Annotated in this window: 12 protein-coding genes; 8 read left to right on the forward strand and 4 right to left on the reverse strand. The window is 64.7% G+C overall.

Annotated features, from left to right (window positions below):
* Nucleotides 1-555: 555 nt before the first annotated feature.
* Together NKH06_RS03850 and NKH06_RS03855 are read right to left on the reverse strand one after the other, a co-directional pair.
* Complete coding sequence (locus NKH06_RS03850) at nucleotides 556-1,797, reverse strand: ATP-binding protein (protein ID WP_352441812.1); 1,242 nt, start codon at nucleotides 1,795-1,797, stop codon at nucleotides 556-558.
* On the reverse strand, nucleotides 1,794-2,522 hold the full coding sequence (locus tag NKH06_RS03855; RefSeq protein ID WP_031213974.1) for a response regulator: 729 nt from the start codon (nucleotides 2,520-2,522) through the stop codon (nucleotides 1,794-1,796). Before NKH06_RS03855 ends, NKH06_RS03850 begins: the two co-directional genes overlap by 4 nt.
* Before the next feature lie 210 nt (nucleotides 2,523-2,732).
* Here NKH06_RS03855 and NKH06_RS03860 point away from each other — a divergent pair, with 210 nt between their 5' ends.
* The 7 genes from NKH06_RS03860 to NKH06_RS03890 all read left to right on the forward strand — a co-directional run bounded on the left by NKH06_RS03860 (nucleotide 2,733) and on the right by NKH06_RS03890 (nucleotide 12,338).
* Entirely contained in the window at nucleotides 2,733-3,452 is a 720-nt protein-coding gene (locus tag NKH06_RS03860) for a hypothetical protein (protein ID WP_352892287.1), read from the forward strand.
* Between the two features lie 140 nt (nucleotides 3,453-3,592).
* A complete protein-coding gene (locus NKH06_RS03865) occupies nucleotides 3,593-3,841 on the forward strand; it encodes a hypothetical protein (RefSeq protein WP_352674162.1) in 249 nt (82 codons plus the stop codon).
* 242 nt (nucleotides 3,842-4,083) lie between these two features.
* A complete protein-coding gene (locus tag NKH06_RS03870; RefSeq protein ID WP_502914399.1) occupies nucleotides 4,084-5,355 on the forward strand; it encodes an efflux RND transporter periplasmic adaptor subunit in 1,272 nt (423 codons plus the stop codon).
* A 3-nt stretch (nucleotides 5,356-5,358) separates the two neighbouring features.
* Nucleotides 5,359-8,502, forward strand: coding sequence for an efflux RND transporter permease subunit (locus NKH06_RS03875; RefSeq protein ID WP_352892289.1), 3,144 nt, complete (start codon nucleotides 5,359-5,361; stop codon nucleotides 8,500-8,502).
* Nucleotides 8,503-8,514: 12 nt separating this feature from the next.
* Nucleotides 8,515-10,005, forward strand: coding sequence for an efflux transporter outer membrane subunit (locus NKH06_RS03880; RefSeq protein WP_352892290.1), 1,491 nt, complete (start codon nucleotides 8,515-8,517; stop codon nucleotides 10,003-10,005).
* A 154-nt stretch (nucleotides 10,006-10,159) separates the two neighbouring features.
* Complete coding sequence (locus NKH06_RS03885; RefSeq protein ID WP_352892292.1) at nucleotides 10,160-11,242, forward strand: sensor histidine kinase; 1,083 nt, start codon at nucleotides 10,160-10,162, stop codon at nucleotides 11,240-11,242.
* Between the two features lie 214 nt (nucleotides 11,243-11,456).
* A complete protein-coding gene (locus NKH06_RS03890) occupies nucleotides 11,457-12,338 on the forward strand; it encodes an EamA family transporter (protein WP_031213978.1) in 882 nt (293 codons plus the stop codon).
* A 127-nt stretch (nucleotides 12,339-12,465) separates the two neighbouring features.
* Here the strand turns inward: NKH06_RS03890 and NKH06_RS03895 are convergent, their stop codons facing one another.
* Entirely contained in the window at nucleotides 12,466-16,032 is a 3,567-nt protein-coding gene (locus tag NKH06_RS03895) for an autotransporter domain-containing protein (RefSeq protein ID WP_352892295.1), read from the reverse strand.
* A gap of 472 nt (nucleotides 16,033-16,504) precedes the next feature.
* On the opposite strand from NKH06_RS03895, the gene NKH06_RS03900 reads away from it, so the two are divergent.
* Nucleotides 16,505-16,942 carry a hypothetical protein gene (locus tag NKH06_RS03900; protein WP_352892298.1) on the forward strand — a complete coding sequence of 146 codons (438 nt, stop codon included), beginning with the start codon at nucleotides 16,505-16,507 and terminating at the stop codon, nucleotides 16,940-16,942.
* Between the two features lie 74 nt (nucleotides 16,943-17,016).
* Here the strand turns inward: NKH06_RS03900 and NKH06_RS03905 are convergent, their stop codons facing one another.
* Complete coding sequence (locus tag NKH06_RS03905; protein ID WP_352441803.1) at nucleotides 17,017-17,979, reverse strand: AraC family transcriptional regulator; 963 nt, start codon at nucleotides 17,977-17,979, stop codon at nucleotides 17,017-17,019.
* Nucleotides 17,980-18,087: the final 108 nt, after the last annotated feature.

Here is an 18,087-nt window from a genome sequence, read left to right on the forward strand (position 1 = left end):
GGCTTCCGCGGCATTGATGTCCGCGACGTATCCGCCAGCCGGTCGTTTCGGGCACCAGGCGGACGAGATCCGCCAGGGCACCGGCACCGTCAAACCTTCGCTTTGCGGGTCCGATCGCGGCGAGTCCGATCGGGCCGGGCTCGAAATCGACGGACGAACAGCACAAGTTGGTCAACGTGCCGGAATCCTCCACAGCGTATGTCCAGTCGCAAACGAACCCCAAAGGAATGGTTCGGCCACCCTATTGTGCGGCGCAACACAAAAAATCTACCGGGATGAAATACTTATGTGAGCAAGCGCTAAAGATTCCTGCTTCGGCTGATTGGGAGGACGTCGTAGGCTGACGCAATAAGATAGGCCTAATCTTTTGTTAAACCAGGCGAAATTTCGGAGTCTGTGTTTTTTGCCGAGTGGATTGGCTCTGGTTACGCCGAGAAATGGGCTGGAACCATTGGCTTTGCGCGGTGCAGCATCGTCGCCGTCTTTTTCTTGCCGTAAGGCTCACTGCTCCCGAGGCAGGCATTCCGTCCAACGGGAACTCGTACGTAACGCCCCTCACACTGCCTCGAACACCACCGTCTGTTCCAGCCCGCCGCCCCGGCGGTTTTGCAGCGTCACGATGCCGCCGTAGCGCTCGATGATTTCCTTGGCGATGGCGAGGCCAAGACCGGCTCCGGGGACGGATTGCAGGCGGCCGGGGTCGACGCGGAAGAAGGGCTCGAACGCCTTGTTCAGGAGTTCCGTGGGTATGCCCGGGCCATGGTCAGATATGGTCAGCACGGCGCGATTGTCGGCTGCGGCCAGGTCGATGCGGCACGCCTTGCCATGGGTGGCGGCGTTGACGATCAGGTTGCGCAAGGCGCGGCGCAGGCCAAGCGCGCCGGCCCGCACGCAAACCTTGTCCAGGTGCCCGATCGAGACGGCATGGCCGAGCGATACCATCTCGGCTTCGATATCGCGCACCGTCTTTGCCAGGTCGACCGGTTCGACGGCGTCCTGGTTCACTTCTTCGCGCACCAGGCGGATGGCGCTATCGGCGATGCGGTCGAGTTCGTCGAGGTCGTGAAGCCATTTGTCGCGTTCGTCGTCGAGGAATTCGGCGCGCAGCCGCATGCGCGTCATCGGCGTTCGCAGATCATGGCCGGCGGCGGCGACCAGCCGCATTCGGCTTTCCATGGCGGTCCGCAGCCGCGACGAGAGCTGGTTCAGCGCATGCGCGGTGGCCTTGACCTCGGCCGAGCCCACTTCCGGCACCGCCGCCAGCACGCCGTCCGATCCGATCTTGGAGACGGCGGCCTCCAGCATCTCGAGCGGGCGGATCAGCACCGAGGTGAAATAGACCGACACCGCCGTGGCGCCGGCGACGATCAGCGAGATCCAGCCGGCCAAGACCAGCCATTCGCGCCTTGGCGGCTTGAGATGCGGCACCTCCATGATCGCCCAGCGGCGGTCAGGCAGGTGCATCGATGCGATCTGGCCGGGTTCGTCCGTCTTCTCGTTGACGACCGCCGGAAAGTCGAGGCCACGGCGGTGCAGGATGTCATTGAGCATCGCCGTTTCCGCACGAGCCACCTTGCCGCCCGCCGGATGGTCGGCGAATTGCACCCGCAGGACGTCGGGGATCGGCCCCGGCAAAAGCCGCACCACCAGTTCCATCTGTTGGGCAATCCAGGGCACGGTCAGTTCCGGCGGCGGTCCGCCGCCGCGCACGCTGATGACGGCGGCCGTCGCCAGGCCGACGACGCCGACGATCGAGGCGACCAGCAGCAGGATGAGACGGCGGCGCAGCGAGTTCACGCGTGGCTCTCCACGGTGTCTACGCGCGCGGTGAGTTGGTAGCCGCCATTGCGCACGGTCTTGAACAGCGGCCCGTCGCCGGTGTCGGAAAATTTGCGGCGCAGCCGGCTCACCAGCACATCGACCGAACGCTCCAGCGGGTCGCGCTCGCGGCCTTGCGTCAGGTCGAGAAGCTGGTCGCGCGATAAAAGCCGGCCGGGACGGTCGAGAAACACCTGCAAGAGGTCGAACTCGGCGCCCGTAAGGTCGACGGCCACGCCTTGTGCATCCGTCACCTTGCGGGTGTCCGGCTCCAGCCTGTAGCCGGCGAAGCGGTAGGTACGCGCGCGCGGGGAGGCGGGCGCCTCCTCGGGAGCCGAGCGCCTGAGCACGGCACGGATGCGGGCAATGAGCTCACGCGGGTTGAACGGCTTGCCGAGATAGTCGTCGGCGCCGAGTTCCAGGCCGATGATGCGGTCGACATCTTCTTTCAGCGCCGTCAGCAGGATGACCGGGATATGCGGCTTGCGGTCACGCAAGGCCCGGCAGATATCGAGCCCCGAGCCGTCCGGCAGCATGACGTCGAGCACGATCAGGTCGAACTGGCCCGCGCCCAGCCTCTGTTCGCATTCGCGCCGGTCCGCCGCAGCTGTGACACGAAAGCCCTGGCTGTCGAGATAGCGCTGGAGAAGCGTCCTGATCTCGCGGTCGTCGTCGACGACGAGGATATGGGGTTGTGACTGCATGACCGTGCCCTTGCCTTGGCCGCGATTATAGGGAGAGCCGCATCCAAGCGGCACGGAAAATTGCAACTGAATGTTTCCGGCAGGCCGTGGGAAACATTCAGTTACAAATTGCCCTCTTGCGGAAACCTTCGGCAATACGCCGACGCGAAGCGGACAAATACGCTTCCTATCCTCTCATTTGTCCGAAGCATGAGAGAAAGGAACACCGTCATGCGAAGCAGACTTCTTGCGCTCGGCCTGTTTTCCGTCGCCGCAATTCACCCCGTGCTGGCGGCACAGCGCGATCCGGGTGCCGCCCCCGGCGAGCCGCCACCGGTCATGGCCCAGCAGAGTGGGGCAATGCAGGATGGACCCGATCATGGCCCGATGGCCGGACCCGGCCCGCACGGGCCGATGCGGCATGGTCCGCAGGGTTTTGGCCCGCGAGGTTTTGGACCAGAAGGCTTTGGCCCCCGCCGCATGGGTCCGCCGCCGGAATTCATGCTGGCCGCCCGGCTGGCCGCGCTCGAGATCCGCGTCGGCATCCGCTCCGAGCAGCTCGACGCCTGGCGCGACTACACCAGCGCGCTGCAGGCCGTGCTGGCGCCGCCACGGCCCGATCATGGGCGGCCCGGTGGTCCTGATAGCTCCGGCGGTCCTGAAGCGAAGGGCTCCGACTCAGCCGGCCCTGACGGCAAGCGCGATCCCTTCGCCTTCCAGGAAAAACTGGCCGACGACGTCACGGCCCGCGCGGTTTCGGCCGGCAAGCTGAAAGACGCGATCGCGGCACTGCGCGCCAAGCTGACGCCCGAACAGCTCGAAATCCTCGCTTCGGCGGAACGTCCCCACGGACCACCCCCCGGTCCCTGGGGCGGTCCGCCGGATGATGCAGCCGGCCCCCGAGGTCTGCCCAACGATGGCAGTCCGCCGCCCCAGCCCGGGAACGGCTGAGAACTCTGACCGGCTGCGCCGGCCGGCCCGGTACCCAACCCGTTCTCGGGCCGGCCGGTCTCTTTCAGGGATGGCGGGCGTATCTTCGCCATCCCTGTTTTTCAAATCATGCCCAGTTCAAATCAAACGGAAGCACGACAATGTGGGAAGCCATGATACTGCTGCGGCTGCTCGCGTCCGCCAGCCCGAGATTGTCACTCGACCATGCCGGACGCGGTCTTCCGCTGTCCGGACGCGGTCTTCCGCTGTCCGGACGCGGCCTGCCACTGGCTCTGCCGGCCGACACGCTGAAGGGCGCGATCCGCCTGCGCTTCGCCGCCTGGCGACTGTCGCTTCCGCTCTCGCAGTCGCTCGACAACCATGGACATCACGACCGCAAGATCGCGTGAACTCCGGCAAGGCGCTTGGCATGTCCTCGCTGATCGGCATAATGATGTTGGTGGGCATCGCGGCCAGCTACTCGACCTTCGAGCAGCTCCGGCCGACGAGAAGGAGCGCGACATGAGCCGCTTCGAAGCATTGCTCGTCGCCGCCCGCCGACGGGTGCGGCCTATCATCATATGGATCGGCATGCCCTCGACCAAGCGGTCCATTGCCAGCGCGTACGCAACTCCAGGGAAAGATCCAGGCCATGATTTCCAAGTCTAGCCAGCCTCGTTTTTCGGCGCGCCGTCTGGCGCCCTGGGCCGCGATGTTCGCCGCCACTCTTCTGCTGGCGGCCTGCTCGCAGGAGGGCAGCGCCCCCGCCGGCATGGGCGCGCCCGGCAAACCGGAAGTCGGTGTCGTCACCTTGCATCCGCAATCGGTGGCGATCACCGCCGAGCTGTCGGGACGCACGGCGGCCTCGCTGGTTGCCGAGGTGCGCCCGCAAGTGAACGGCATCATCCAGCAGCGCCTGTTCAAGGAGGGCAGCGAGGTGGCGGCTGGACAGCCGCTCTACCTCATCGATCCGGCGAGCTACAAAGCGTCGTATGACAGCGCGGTCGCCGCACAGCAGAAGGCGCAAGCGGCGGTGCCCACCGCACAGGCCAAGTTCGACCGTTATGCCGGTCTGTTGAAGCAGAACGTTGTTTCCAAACAGGATTATGACGATGCCGCCGCCACGCTGGCGCAGGCGCAAGCCGATGTCGCCTCGGCCAAGGCCAGTGCCGAGACGGCGCGCATCAGCCTCGACCGGACCTCGATCACCGCGCCGATCGCCGGCCGCATCGACAAGTCCACGCTGACGCCGGGTGCGCTGGTGACCGCCAACCAGGACACTGTGCTGACCACCATCCGTGCCCTCGATCCGATCAATGTCGACGTCACACAGTCGAGCACCAACCTGCTCAACCTGCGCCAGGCGATCTCGGAAGGGCGGCTGAAGTTCAGCGGCCCCAATGTCAGCGTCAAGCTGAAGCTCGAGAACGGCACCATCTACACGCAGACCGGCAAGCTGGAATTCGCCGGCGCCAATGTCGACCAGACCACCGGCACCTTCGCGCTCAGGGCCGAGTTTCCCAATCCCGACCGCCTGCTTTTGCCCGGCATGTATGTGCGGGCGCTGGTCGAGGAGGGCGTCGCCCAGAACAGCTTCCTGGTGCCGCAGCGCGCCGTCAGCCGCAACACCAAGGGCGAGGCCACCGCCATGGTCATCAATGCCGCGGGGAAGGTCGAGACCCGCGTCCTCGCGGTGCGCAACAGCGTCGGCAACAACTGGCTGGTGGATTCGGGTGTCGGCGACGGCGACCGTGTCATCGTCGAGGGCATGCAGCTGGTGCGCCCCGGCGGCGATGCAACGGGCGTCGAGGTGACGATCGACGAGACGACCGGCGAGGTCAAGGACCGCGGGCAAAGCGCTCCCGCCGCGCCAGCCGCGTCCAACGCCGCGAAACCGGCACCTGCCGCCGCGACCGGGAACTGAGCGATGTCCGTATTCTTCATCAACCGGCCGATCTTCGCCTGGGTGATCGCCATCGTGATCATGCTGGGCGGCCTCTTGGCGCTCACCTCGCTGCCGATCTCGCAATATCCGCAGATCGCGCCGACCACGGTCAACATCAGCGCCACCTATCCGGGCGCCGATGCGCAGACGGTGGAAAACTCGGTGACCAAGGTCATCGAGCAGGGCATGACTGGCATCGACAATCTCGACTATATGACGGCGACGTCGACCTCGACCGGTTCGGCCTCGATCACGCTGACCTTCACCACATCAGCCGATCCCGACACCGCCCAGGTGCAGACGCAAAACAAGCTGCAACTGGTGCAGTCACAGCTGCCGCAGGTGGTGCAAAGCAATGGCATCACCGTCTCCAAATCCTCGACCGGCTTCCTGATGGTCATCGGCTTCGTCTCGACCGACGGCAAGATGAACTCTACCGATCTCGCCGACTATGTCGACGCCACCGTCAACGACACGCTGAAGCGCGTCGAGGGCGTCGGCTCGACGCAGCTGTTCGGCTCCGGCTATGCCATGCGCATCTGGCTCGACCCGGACCAACTCGCCAAATACGCCCTGATGCCGAGCGACGTGGCTACCGCCATCGAAGCGCAGAACACGCAGGTTTCGGCCGGCCAGCTCGGCGGCCTGCCGGCGCGCAAGGGCCAGCAGCTCAATGCCACGGTGACGGCCAAGAGCCGGCTGCAGACCGCCGAACAGTTCCGCAACATCATCCTGAAGAGCCAGACGGACGGCTCGCTGGTACGCCTCAACGACGTCGCCACCGTCGAACTCGGCGCCGAAAGCTATACGACGCAGGCCAATTACAACGGCAAGCCGGCGGCGGGCGTCGCCGTCAACTTGGCGACCGGCGCCAATGCCATCAACACCGCCGAGGCGGTGCGTTCGACGATCGCCCGGCTGAGCTCGACCTTCCCGCAAGGCGTCGAGGTCGTCTATCCCTACGACACTTCGCCTTTCGTGCGGCTGTCGATCGAGGAGGTGGTCAAGACGCTGGCCGAAGCGATCGTGCTGGTGTTCCTGGTGATGTTCATCTTCCTGCAGAATTTGCGCGCCACCATCATCCCGACGATTGCCGTGCCGGTGGTGCTGCTCGGCACGTTCGGCGTGCTGTCGCTGTTCGGCTATTCCGTCAACACGCTGACCATGTTCGCCATGGTGCTGGCGATCGGCCTGCTGGTCGACGACGCCATCGTCGTGGTCGAGAATGTCGAACGCGTGATGCAGGAAGAGGGCCTGCCGCCGAAAGAGGCGACGCGCAAGTCGATGCACGAAATCACCGGCGCGCTGATCGGCATCGCCACCGTGCTTTCGGCCGTGTTCGTGCCGATGGCTTTCTTCGGCGGTTCGACCGGCATCATCTACCGGCAATTCTCGGTGACCATCGTCTCGGCGATGGTGCTGTCCGTGCTGGTCGCACTGGTGCTGACGCCCGCACTTTGCGCCACGATCCTGCGGCCGCCCAAGGACCATGCGACGCAGACCGGTCCGTTCGGCTGGTTCAACCGCGTCTTCGATCGCGGCACGCTTGCCTATCGCGACGGCTCGCACGGCATCATCAACCGGTCCTGGCGCTTCCTCGTCGTGTTCCTGGCCATCGTCGTTGCCGTGGGCTGGATGTTTGCCCGGCTGCCGAGTTCGTTCCTGCCGGAAGAGGACCAGGGCATCCTGATCACCAGCGTGCAGCTGCCGGTCGGCGCGACGCAGGATCGCACGGAGCGCGTGCTGGCAGAGGTGACCAACCATTATCTCAACCAGGAGAAGGACGTCGTCGACGGGGTGTTCACCGCCTCCGGCTTCGGCTTCGGCGGCGCAGGGCAGAATGTCGGCATCGCTTTCGTGCGGCTGAAGGATTTCGACCTGCGCAAATCGCCGGCTTCCGCCGCGCAGACAATCGCCGGCCGGGCGATGGGCGCGTTTTCGAAGATCAGGGATGCGCAGGTGTTCGCGCTCGCGCCTCCGGCCATCCAGGGCTTCGGCAACACCAACGGCTTCGACTTCTACCTGCAGGACGTCAACGGCGCTGGCCATGACGCGCTGATCCAGACGCGCAACCAGCTTCTGGCCCTGGCCGGGCAGAGCAAGCTGCTCGCCAACACAAGGCCCAACGGCCAGGAAGACCAGCCGCAATTCTCGGTCGACATCGACCAGGAAAAGGCCAGCGCGCTGGGCGTCAGCCTGGCCGACATCAACAACACGCTTTCCACCGCCTGGGGCAGCGACTACGTCAACGACTTCATCGATCGCGGGCGAGTGAAACCGGTCTATCTGCAGTCGGACCCGAACTTCCGCATGCAGCCGGAAGACCTGGACAAATGGCAGGTCCGCAACGCCAGCGGGGCGATGGTGCCGTTCTCGGCCTTTGCCTCCAGCCATTGGACATTCGGTTCGCCCAGGCTCGAACGCTACAATGGTTCGGCGGCGGTCGAGATCCAGGGCGCGGCGGCCACGGGCATCAGCTCGGGTGCCGCCATGGACGAGATCGACAAGCTTGTGGCGCAACTGCCCGCCGGCTATTCCCACGAATGGACAGGGCTGTCGCACCAGGAGAAGCTTTCCGGCAACCAGGCGCTGTCGCTCTATGCGATCTCGGCCCTTGTGGTATTCCTTTGCCTGGCAGCACTTTATGAGAGCTGGTCGATCCCGTTCGCGGTCATGCTGTCGGTGCCGATCGGCATCTTCGGCGCGCTACTGGCGGCAAGCCTGTTCGGCCAGTCGAACGACGTCTATTTCAAGGTCGGCCTTTTGACCACGATCGGTCTTGCCGCCAAGAACGCTATCCTCATCGTCGAGTTCGCCATCGAGCGGCAGGCCGCCGGCATGGGGCTGGTGGAGGCGACGCTCGAAGCGGCGCGACAGCGGCTGCGACCGATCCTGATGACGTCGCTGGCCTTCATCCTCGGCGTGTTGCCGCTGGCGATTGCCAGCGGCGCGGGCTCGGGCGCGCAGAACTCCGTCGGCATCGGCGTGATGGGCGGGATGATCGCAGCGACGGTGATCGGCGTCTTCCTGGTGCCGCTGCTGTTTGTCACGGTGCGGCGCATCTTCAAGGGCAGGGCGGCCAAACCAGATGCGGGCGAGACGCCGGTGACGGCCAACCAGCAATAAGGAAAACTTCACATGACAGGTTTGGAACGTGGCTCGGTGGCCGCGAGGCGGCTTCTTGCGCCTATGATTACCGCTGCCCTGCTCGCGGGATGCGTCGTCGGTCCGGATTATCAGACGCCTATACTGGCGATGCCAGCAAGCTGGAGCGGCCACAAGCCGACAAAGCCTGCCCAGCCGGCGCTACTGTCGAAATGGTGGCAGCGGCTACGCGATCCCGAGCTGAACACGCTTGTCGAGGAAGCGGTTGCCGGCAATCTCGATGTCGCCACCGCCAAGGCAAAAATCCGCGAGGCGCGCGCCAGCTACCGCCAGAGTGCAGGCACGTTGCTGCCGTCGGCCGAGGGCTCCGGCTCGGTCTCCCGCAACAAGTCGTCAGAAGCCACGTCTGGCTCTGATGCCACCTACAGCGAGTATCAGGCCGGCTTTGACGCCAGCTGGGAACTCGACCTGTTCGGCGCCAACCGCAGGGGCGTCGAGGCCGCGCGTTACGGGCTGGACGCCTCGCAGGAGGAACTGCGCTCGACGCTTCTCACCCTGGTCGGCGATGTCGCTTCCTACTATACCCAGGCGCGCGGCTACCAGGCCCGCATCGCGCTCGCCCGGCGCTCGGCCGCGTCGCAAAGGCAGACCGCCGAACTTACCCGCACCATGGCGCAGGCGGGCACGGCGACCGCCGCCGATGTCGCCAAGGCGATGGGGCAGGCAGCGAGCACCGAAGCCGCGGTGCCGACACTGGAGGCAAGTTATATGCAGGCCGTGCATCGTCTCTCGGTGCTGACAGGCCGTCCGCCGTCCGCACTCAGCGATCGGCTGAAGCGTGTCGCGCCGATCCCGACGCCGCGCCTGCCGATCCCGACCGGCATTCCCGCCGACATCCTGCTGTCGCGGCCCGATTTGCGCATGGCGGAGCGCCAATACGCGCAATACACCGCCAAGATCGGCCAGGCAGAGGCCGCCCGCTATCCCTCGGTCAGCCTGACGGGAGACATCAGCACGGCGGCGCTGAAGCTTGGCGATCTCGGCAAGAATTCGTCGATCGGCTGGTCGTTCGGGCCGACGCTCAGCGTGCCCTTGTTCAATGCCGGCCAATTGCAGGCGGCCGTCGAGGTTGCCAAGGCGCAGCGCGATCAATATTTCATCGCATACCGGTCTTCGGTGCTGACGGCGCTCGAGGATGTGGAGAATGCGCTCGTGCTGTTGTCGCAGGAGCGCATCAGGATCGGCAAGCTGGCCTCTTCCGCGAAATCCTATGGCAATGCCGCAAGCCTTGAAGGCACGCTCTACAAGGCCGGCGAGACAGGCCTGCTCGATGTGCTCGACGCCCAGCGCTCGCTCTATTCGGCCGAGGACTCGCTGCTGCAAAGCCGCGTCTTGCTGGCGACCAACTACATCGCCCTCAACAAGGCGCTCGGCGGCGGCTGGGATGGCACGGTGGACAGCGGCAAGCCGGAGATCGTCGACGTCAAGACCGGTCCACGGCTGGCGTCGAAGCCGGCCGCGTGAGGCGCTCCCAAGGCGTCGACTGCTTGCTTCGAGGCTGCTGCGCGATACCGCCCATCGCCGATGCGGGGCGTGAAAATGCCGCCTCGTGCTTTGGCGATGGCGGGGCGATCGCATCGCTGTTATTGATGGTGACCACACAGCACAGGCGCCGCAGATGACATCCGATACACAGAAGGCCGAAGCGGTCGGGCAGTTGCTCGAAACGCCGGACCTTGCCAGCGCGCTCGAAAGCGAACAGTTCAAGAAATTCCTCGACCAGGTACCGATCGCCATTGCCGTCTCGGGCCTGGATTCGAAGGAGCGTGTCGTCTACGCCAATCCGGAATTCGAGAAACTGTCCGGCCTCAAGGCGGCGACGCTCGCTCGGCAACACTGGGCGGCGCTTTCCGGCACCGGCCTGCACAAGCAGAAGGACCGGCCGCTGTTCGAGGCCGTGGTCGAGGACACCGATTTCATCGGCACGTTCCGGCTGGAGCGGACAGAAGACCAGCCGGCGATCGTCGACGTCTATTCCAACGTCATCGAGGACGACAATGGCAAGGCCTGCTTCCGGCTGGTGGCGCTGGTCGACGTCTCGGCCCATGGCGAAACGGAGGATCCGCGATCGATCGATGAACGCATCCGCGAGAAGGACACGCTGCTGCGCGAACTGCAGCACCGGGTGAAGAACAATCTGCAGATGATCACCGCACTGATCCGGATGGAGACGCGCAACGCGGCCGAACCGGATCAGAAGCGTTTCGAGAGGCTGGCAGGTCGCGTCGATGCGCTGGCAATCCTCTACCAGACGCTGTCGGGGGACGATGAAAAGGACGAGGTCGATCTTGGCGTCTATCTCAGCCAGATCGCGTCGGCGGTGATGAACTCGCATGCGGTCGAGGGCATCCGCCTCGACATGAAGGTCGACACCTATCCGGTGTCGATCAATGTCGCCATGCCGACCGGGCTGGTGGTGAACGAACTTTTGACCAATGCGCTCAAGCATGCCTTCCAAGGGCGAGACGGCGGCACGATCACGCTGCACAGCATCGTTGACGGCGATGGCTGCCGCATCGTGATCGCCGATGACGGCATCGGCCTGCCGGACGGCGAGAGCTGGCCCAAGCGCGGTAAGCTCGGGGCGCTGATCGCCCGCTCGCTGACCGAGAATGCTAGGGCGGAGTTCGACGTGAGGTCGAGCGCTGCCGAGGGTACGCGGGTCACCATCGTCTTCAAGCGCTCGGCTGCCACCGCCTAAAGCGTTGTCGTTGCGCTCTCACACCTACAGGATCATCTCCAGCTATTCCTTGTCCGCCGCGGCAATGAACGCTTCGCGGCCCGGGAGGCTCATAGCGTGCCTGCAGTCCTTGCCCTAGCAGCCAGTTGCCGCTGCCTCACGACAGGCCGGCCGGTTCGCCCTATCTCCATGCGCCGGTCGGGTTTGGACCCGGCGGTATGGAGGATGGGATCACGTGACATCGACGCCGATTGCCAGTCGCGAAGCGGCGCCCTTGCCGGTCGCGGCACTGATGGGCGCCATGGTGTCGATCCAGATCGGCGCCACCTTCGCCAAGGGCCTGTTCCCGCAGATCGGCGCGCAAGGCACGACGACGCTCAGGCTGGTCATCGGTGCGCTGATGCTGATCGCGGTGTTGCGGCCCTGGCAGATGCGGCCCTCGCGTGCCACCATGCCGTGGCTGGTCGCCTATGGGGTGACGCTCGCCGCGCTCAATCTCCTGTTCTACGCAGCGCTGGCCAGGATTCCGCTCGGCATCGCGGTAGCGCTGGAGTTTACCGGCCCGCTTCTGGTGGCGACCTTGAGCTCGCGGCGCGCCAGCGACTTTGCCTGGATCGCGCTGGCGGTGGCCGGCATCCTGCTGTTGTCGCCCTTCGTTCATTCCCTCGCGCCGCTTGATCCGATCGGGGTGATGCTGGCGCTGGCGGCCGGCGGGTTTTGGGCGCTCTACATCGTGCTGGCCCAGAAGGCCGGCGCGGAGCTTGGCACTCGCACCACCGCCTACGGCATGGCGATCGCCGCCGTGCTGGTGCTGCCCTTCGGTGTGGCACAGGCGGGAACCGCGCTGCTGGCGCCGTCGATCCTGGTCAGCGCGCTGCTGGTCGGCCTGTTTTCCAGCGCGTTGCCATTCTTCCTGGAGATGGTGGCGCTGACCCGCATGCCGGCGCGCATCTACGGCACGCTGACCTGCCTGGAGCCGGGGCTGGGCGCACTGGCCGGCTTCCTGTTCCTGCATGAAAGCCTGACCGCAACGCAATTGGCCGGGATCGCAGCCGTCGTTGTCGCCGCCTTCGGCACGGCGCTGACATCACGGCCGCCGGTTCCATCGCCGGAGTAGGGTGGGGCGGAGTAGGGTGGGGCGGAGTAGGGTGGGAGGGATATGCGGAATCGTGCCGTAAAGCCGGTCCCGTCGCCGACCGCCGTTCGGGCGTTGCCTTTGTCCGGCCGGCGCGCTTCGTTGCTGTTCAGAACTTCACGGCGAGATCGACCTTGGCGCCCTGGTCGACACCGCCGCCGCCGAACTGGCCGGAATAGGACAGGCCTAGCGTCGCGTTGGCCGACATGTTGAAGTCGAGACCAGCCTCGATGACGGCCGCATCCCTGGCGATCGGCACGCCGGCGATGCTGAATTGATCGCCGCCGGCGAAGGCGAAGCTGGAGGTCGGCGTGACGTCGCCGAACGCGTGGCGCCAGCCGAGCATGCCGCGCGCCGTGGCGTTCATGCCGCCGAGCGCGAAGTCCGAGGAACCGCGCAGGCCCAGCGTGGTGAAGGTCGCATCGGTGGACGTACCGGCGCTGGTCAATGCCGCATCGCCACCGTCTTCGGTGAAGCCGTCGGTATGGACCTTGACATAGGCGAGGTTGGCGAACGGCTCGAACTTGAATTGTCCGGCATCGGCCCGGTAGGCGAGTTCGCCGAACATTTGCGCGGTGCCGGCATCATAGTCGGCCGACAACCCATCCGTGAAGCCGTTGAAAGCAACCGAGCGTTTGGTCGAAAGGCTGCTCCAGTTGTAGGCGGCGCCGGTGCGGAAGGCGATGGCGCCCCAGTTGGTGCCACCATAGAGGCCGAGATGATAGCTGTCGCTCTTGCCCGAAGAGTTGCGATCGTCGGCGTCGAAGCTCGAATGGCTGTAGCCGCCGAGCAGGCCGACGCGCCAGCCGCCCACCAGCGTGTCGGCGCCCGCCAGCAGGCCGCCGGTCGAACGATCGAAGGCGGCGGCGTTGCCGTCGGAGTCGGTATTGCCCCACGACCCAAAGGCCTGGCCCCAGACGGCGAAACGGTCGGTGTCGGCCGCGACCATTTCGGGGCCACCTTCGCCATAAGCCATGACCGGCAATGCGGCCGCGCCAATATCGCCGAAAGCGGACATGATACGATTGGTGACTGCGTCGCGAACGAAGCGGCTGTCCTCGACCAGCATGCCCTTGGCCGAGGCGTGGACCTCGCCAGACAGCTGGTCGAAAGCAGCGCGTGCAGAAGCTGCTGTCGGCAGCGCCAGAAGGGCGTCATGGATAGGATTGCCGGCCCCGAGGCTTTCAGCGCCGCCGCCGGTGGCGATTTGGTTGGGTGTCAGCCCGATATCGGTGAAGCCGTACACCAGCACATCGAGATAGGCATTGTTCAAGTCGTAGGCATCCGTCACCGACAGGAACGCGGTGCTGGTGATCCCCGTCACAGAGGCGAACTCGCCGGTGAGTCCCAGATCGGCGGTCAGCACGGTGTAGCGGCCGGCGGTGATGCCTTGCGCCGTCACCGCCAGGGTCGAGCCGGTGATGGTGGCAGTGCCGGTGGTGTGAAGGAGATCCGACTGAAGTGCGGCGTTGGTGTCGACGGCGTAGGTCGAACCGGCCGCCAGAGCCACAGTGGCGGCAAGCTCCGTGCGGTCGCCGGCGCCGCCATCCTGCATGGTGAGACGTCCGGCATTGGACAGCAACTCGAGCCCGCTGAAGGTGGTGGTCTCCTGCGTTGCGCCATTGCTGGCGGTTCTGAGAGAGGCTGCGGCTGTATTCGTCACGGTGTCGATGCCGGCGCCGAACAGGCTGGTGCCGCCGGTTGTCCAGGTAGCGTGGTTGGTCAGGAGGTCGGCATAACCGCCAAGCTCCACCCGGCCGGTCAGTGCACCGCCATTGAGAATTGTCGTGGCACCATCAGAGGTAGTGATGGCCAGCGCCGCGGCCGTCAGGGCGGTGTTGTGCGTCGCGCCGGAAAGGGTGATGCCGATCGCATTGCCGCTGTTCGATTGCGCCGAAATCGCGGCGATATCGCCTTCGACCGTGCCGTTGGTGATGATGCCGATCGCGCCCGTGCCGTTGTTGAGGGTGCGGATACCGGTCGTACCCGAGACGTTGCCCACGGTCACGTTGACCGCACCCGAGCCTGCTGCCTTGGTCTGCTGGGCGATGATGGCCGTGTTGCCGGTGGACGTCACGTCGCCCGCCGTCACCGTGACGGCGGCGCCGGCCGACTGCGCATAGATGCCGTTGCCGCTGGTCGCGGTGACCGGACCGACCGTGGTCACCGTGGTCGAGCCCGATCCGAAGTTCTCGGCGTCGATGCCGAACCGGGCGTCGATGGAGCCGTTGGCGGTCACGTCGATGTTGCCGGTCCCCGAAGCGTTGAGGATCGCGGCCACCATGCCGGCATTGCCCGCATGGAGGTTGCCGTTGGCGACCTCCGTGATATCGGCGGTCGTCGACTGGGTCTGGACGTCGATGGCATCCTTGCCCGCGGTCAGTGCGGTCACCGCGCCCGTGGTGACGCTGATGTCGCCGCCGGCCGCCGTGTCGCGCACGACGAAGCCTTCGCCGCCGGTCGAACTGCTCGCGCCGGAGATGTCGACCGTGACCGTGCCCGAGCCGTTGTTCTGGATGGTCGCAGCGTTGCCGGTCCCGCCGACGAACCCGCCGGTGCCGGTGACGCTGATGTCGCCCGCACCGCCGGTGCCGCCGGTCAGCGACAGGCCGATCGTGGCGCCGGTCACCGTGTCGGCGACGCTCACGCTCACCGCGCCGTTGCCGGTCGCCTTGATGCCCTCGGCAAGTGTGCCGGTCACCGTGCCATTGGCGGTGATGCCGATCGCGCCGGTGCCGTAGTTGGTTGCCTCGATGCCGGTCGTCCCCGAGACATCGCCCGCGGTCACGTTGACCGCACCCGAGCCCGCTGCCTTGGTCTGCCGGGCGATGATGGCCGTGTTGCCGGTGGACGCCACGTCGCCCGCCGTTATGGTGACGGCGGCGCCGGCCGACTGCGCATAGATGCCGTTCCCGCTGGTCGCGGTGACCGGACCGACCGTGGTCACCGTGGTCGAGCCCGATCCGAAGTTCTCGGCGTCGATGCCGAACCGGGCGTCGATGGAGCCGTTGGCGGTCACGTCGATGTTGCCGGTCCCCGAAGCGTTGAGGATCGCGGCCACCATGCCGGCATTGCCCGCCTTGATGTCGCCGTTGGCGACCTCCGTGATATCGGCGGTCAACGACTGGGTCTGGACGTCGATGGCGTCCTTGCCCGCGGTGAGTGCGGTGACAGCGCCCGTGGTCACCGAAATGCCGGTGCTGGTCGCGACGTCGCGGACAGTAATACCTTCGCCTGCCGCCGAAAAGATATTGCCGGAGACGTTAATGTCTATCGAGCCGACACCGCCGGTCTGCGTCGCATCGAACGCGTTGCCGGCGCCATGGTTGATGATGTTTCCACCCGTGTAGGTGATGGCGCCGCCAGCCGCCGAGACCGACAGGGCCGCCGTGCCACCCGCGGTCGGCGTGTTGCCGGCTTCGACGCTGATCGTGCCATTGTTGGTGACGGTGACGCCGCCGGCGTCGGCGTTGGAAACCGCAAGGCCATAACCGCTTACCGTCGTTCCCGGATCGACAGTGACGATGACTTGCGTGGGCGACAAGTTCTGATAGTTGCGGTCGTTGGGTGCGTCAGCGGGAAATGTCGTGTCGGTGGTGGAGGTCGTGTCGCATTGGACAGTGACGGCACCGACGAGACAATCCGCCCAGGCTTGGCCGGACGCCAGCAGACTCACGCCCGCGGCCGCAGCAATCCCGATGGCGGATCGCAGCGCAAGCTGGCTCGCCTGTGAACGCAGGTTGCTCTGTCGGGCTGAATTCGAGGGGGTCTGGCTTAGGTCCGAAGGCCTAAGACCGGCGGAATCTTGAACACGCCCCATGATTTGCCCCTCGCAGCCAATTCATGCGACCCCGGATCAGTCCGGGGCTGACTTGCCTGATAGAAATCTCTAATGTGATGCTTGGAGTTATGTCAACTGAGTACCTGAGAAAGATACCAAATACAAAACGTTCCATTCCAAACTCTTCTTCGAGGAATAACTAGCAACGCTATCGTGCAGACGTCACTGTGAGCTTCTCAAATTTCGATTTCGAATCGCTGAACGTCGTACGGGAGTGGTTCAGTTGCGAGGGCGGTGTTTTATTTCTGGAATCAACCGGCCAAATTTAAAAAACTTAAGTCAACCCTTGTCCAGGACGGCACTGAAGTTGTCACCTGCGCACAAGTATTTCCGGCTCTGGACAGACCGTGATCTGGTCCAATACGGTGCGTGTCGAAATGAAGACTGCGATTGTGGAAAAGGCCGGTCGTTCCTTGCAAAAGAACGTCTTCTCATCGGCGGATTTACGTCGCATCTGGATCATCGCGCGCGCTTCGCGCTTGGCAGGACATTCGCCGGCGATGGTGAAGAGATCGCCGCCGGCAAAAGCGAACGTCGAGGTCGGCGTGACATCACCGAAGGCATGGCGTCAGCCGAGCATGCCGCGCGCCGTCGCCTTGATTCGCCGAGGCCCAAATCGGTGGAAGCACGCAGGCTGAGCGTGATGAAGGTGGCGTCGGTGGTTGAATTCGCGCTGGTCAGCGCCGCAGATCCGCCCGTTTCGCTGAAGCCGTCGATCGGCCATCGCATTCGGAGGCGCCATTGATCGCCGCGGGATCTCGGCTTTTGACGGAGAGGTAATCGGAATCGAGTCGTGTGTAGGTTTCCGGGTCTCCGGTTCTATCTGGCGCTCGTCGGCGTGTAGCCGAAGCGGCGGCGAAAGCAGCGATTGAAGTACGACACATCGCTGAAGCCACTGGTCATGGCAATTTCGCTGACGCGCATCTCGCCATTCTGTCTCTGCGAAAGCATTTTGTGGGCCGTCTGCAGGCGCAGTTCGAGAACGCGCTCGGAGAAGCTGATACCCGACTTCTGCAAAAGATTGTGAACATAGCGCGCCGACAGGCCGAGTTCCTGTGCGACGCCTTGCGCCGAGATGCCGGGCTTGGCGAAATTGTCCGCGATCTTCACCAGGACCGCTTGCAACCTGGCTGCCCGCAGACCGCGCAAGCCGGCCAGTTCGGCAACCTCACCCTTGGCGCCTGTCACCAGGCCGATCAGATCGACGATCGTTTCCGTCGCGTGCGCAATCAGATCGGGCGAGATGAGAGGGCGGCCGGTTTCAAGAAGTTGGCAATAACGCTTGAGAAGATCGAGAGCTTCGTTCTCGGCGCCGATCTTCAACGCCAGCCTGTCGTCGATCTGCGGGAAGGCCCGTGCGAGGACGCTGCGCGGGACCACCACGTTTGTCCACACATTGCTGTCGGCGCCGGCCATTTTCAGCGCTTCCGATGCTGTGACCAGCACCGCTTCTCCCTGCCCGACATCATAGTCGCGGCCGGCCTGGACGCCGGTCAACAGTGTGTCGGATTTGTTGATCAGCAGGAGATAACCGCCGTTGCCGTCATCGGCGATATTGCTCGCGTTCCTCGTCGCATGCTTGATCGTTCCGGACATCTGGCCAAGAACCAGTGATCCGACAGCTGTGGCTTCGATCGCAGCTTCGAAAGGCAGGTTGTCCGACATGCCGTATTCGACCGACCATATCTGCGCGACATGGATGTCTTGCCAGAGGGAAAATCGATCGCGATCATTGAGATGCGACGGCAGTTGAGCCGATGAAAACACCGTCTTTCGTGACAATGGAACACCCCGATACCCACAGCTTCAGAGAATATCGAAACGAAATGTTTCCTGATCTGGAACATTGATCGTTTGGCGTTCAACTGATCGAATTAGATATATAATCCA

Origin of the sequence: Mesorhizobium sp. M1342 (assembly GCF_040317955.1) — a bacterium.
Taxonomy (GTDB): domain Bacteria; phylum Pseudomonadota; class Alphaproteobacteria; order Rhizobiales; family Rhizobiaceae; genus Mesorhizobium.

Coding starts and splice junctions, on each gene's coding strand:
- NKH06_RS03855 (WP_031213974.1), bottom strand. CDS start 2,522: ATGCAGTCACAACCCCATATCCTCGTCGTCGACGACGACCGCGAGATC.
- NKH06_RS03860 (WP_352892287.1), top strand. CDS start 2,733: ATGCGAAGCAGACTTCTTGCGCTCGGCCTGTTTTCCGTCGCCGCAATT.
- NKH06_RS03865 (WP_352674162.1), top strand. CDS start 3,593: ATGTGGGAAGCCATGATACTGCTGCGGCTGCTCGCGTCCGCCAGCCCG.
- NKH06_RS03870 (WP_502914399.1), top strand. CDS start 4,084: ATGATTTCCAAGTCTAGCCAGCCTCGTTTTTCGGCGCGCCGTCTGGCG.
- NKH06_RS03875 (WP_352892289.1), top strand. CDS start 5,359: ATGTCCGTATTCTTCATCAACCGGCCGATCTTCGCCTGGGTGATCGCC.
- NKH06_RS03880 (WP_352892290.1), top strand. CDS start 8,515: ATGACAGGTTTGGAACGTGGCTCGGTGGCCGCGAGGCGGCTTCTTGCG.
- NKH06_RS03885 (WP_352892292.1), top strand. CDS start 10,160: ATGACATCCGATACACAGAAGGCCGAAGCGGTCGGGCAGTTGCTCGAA.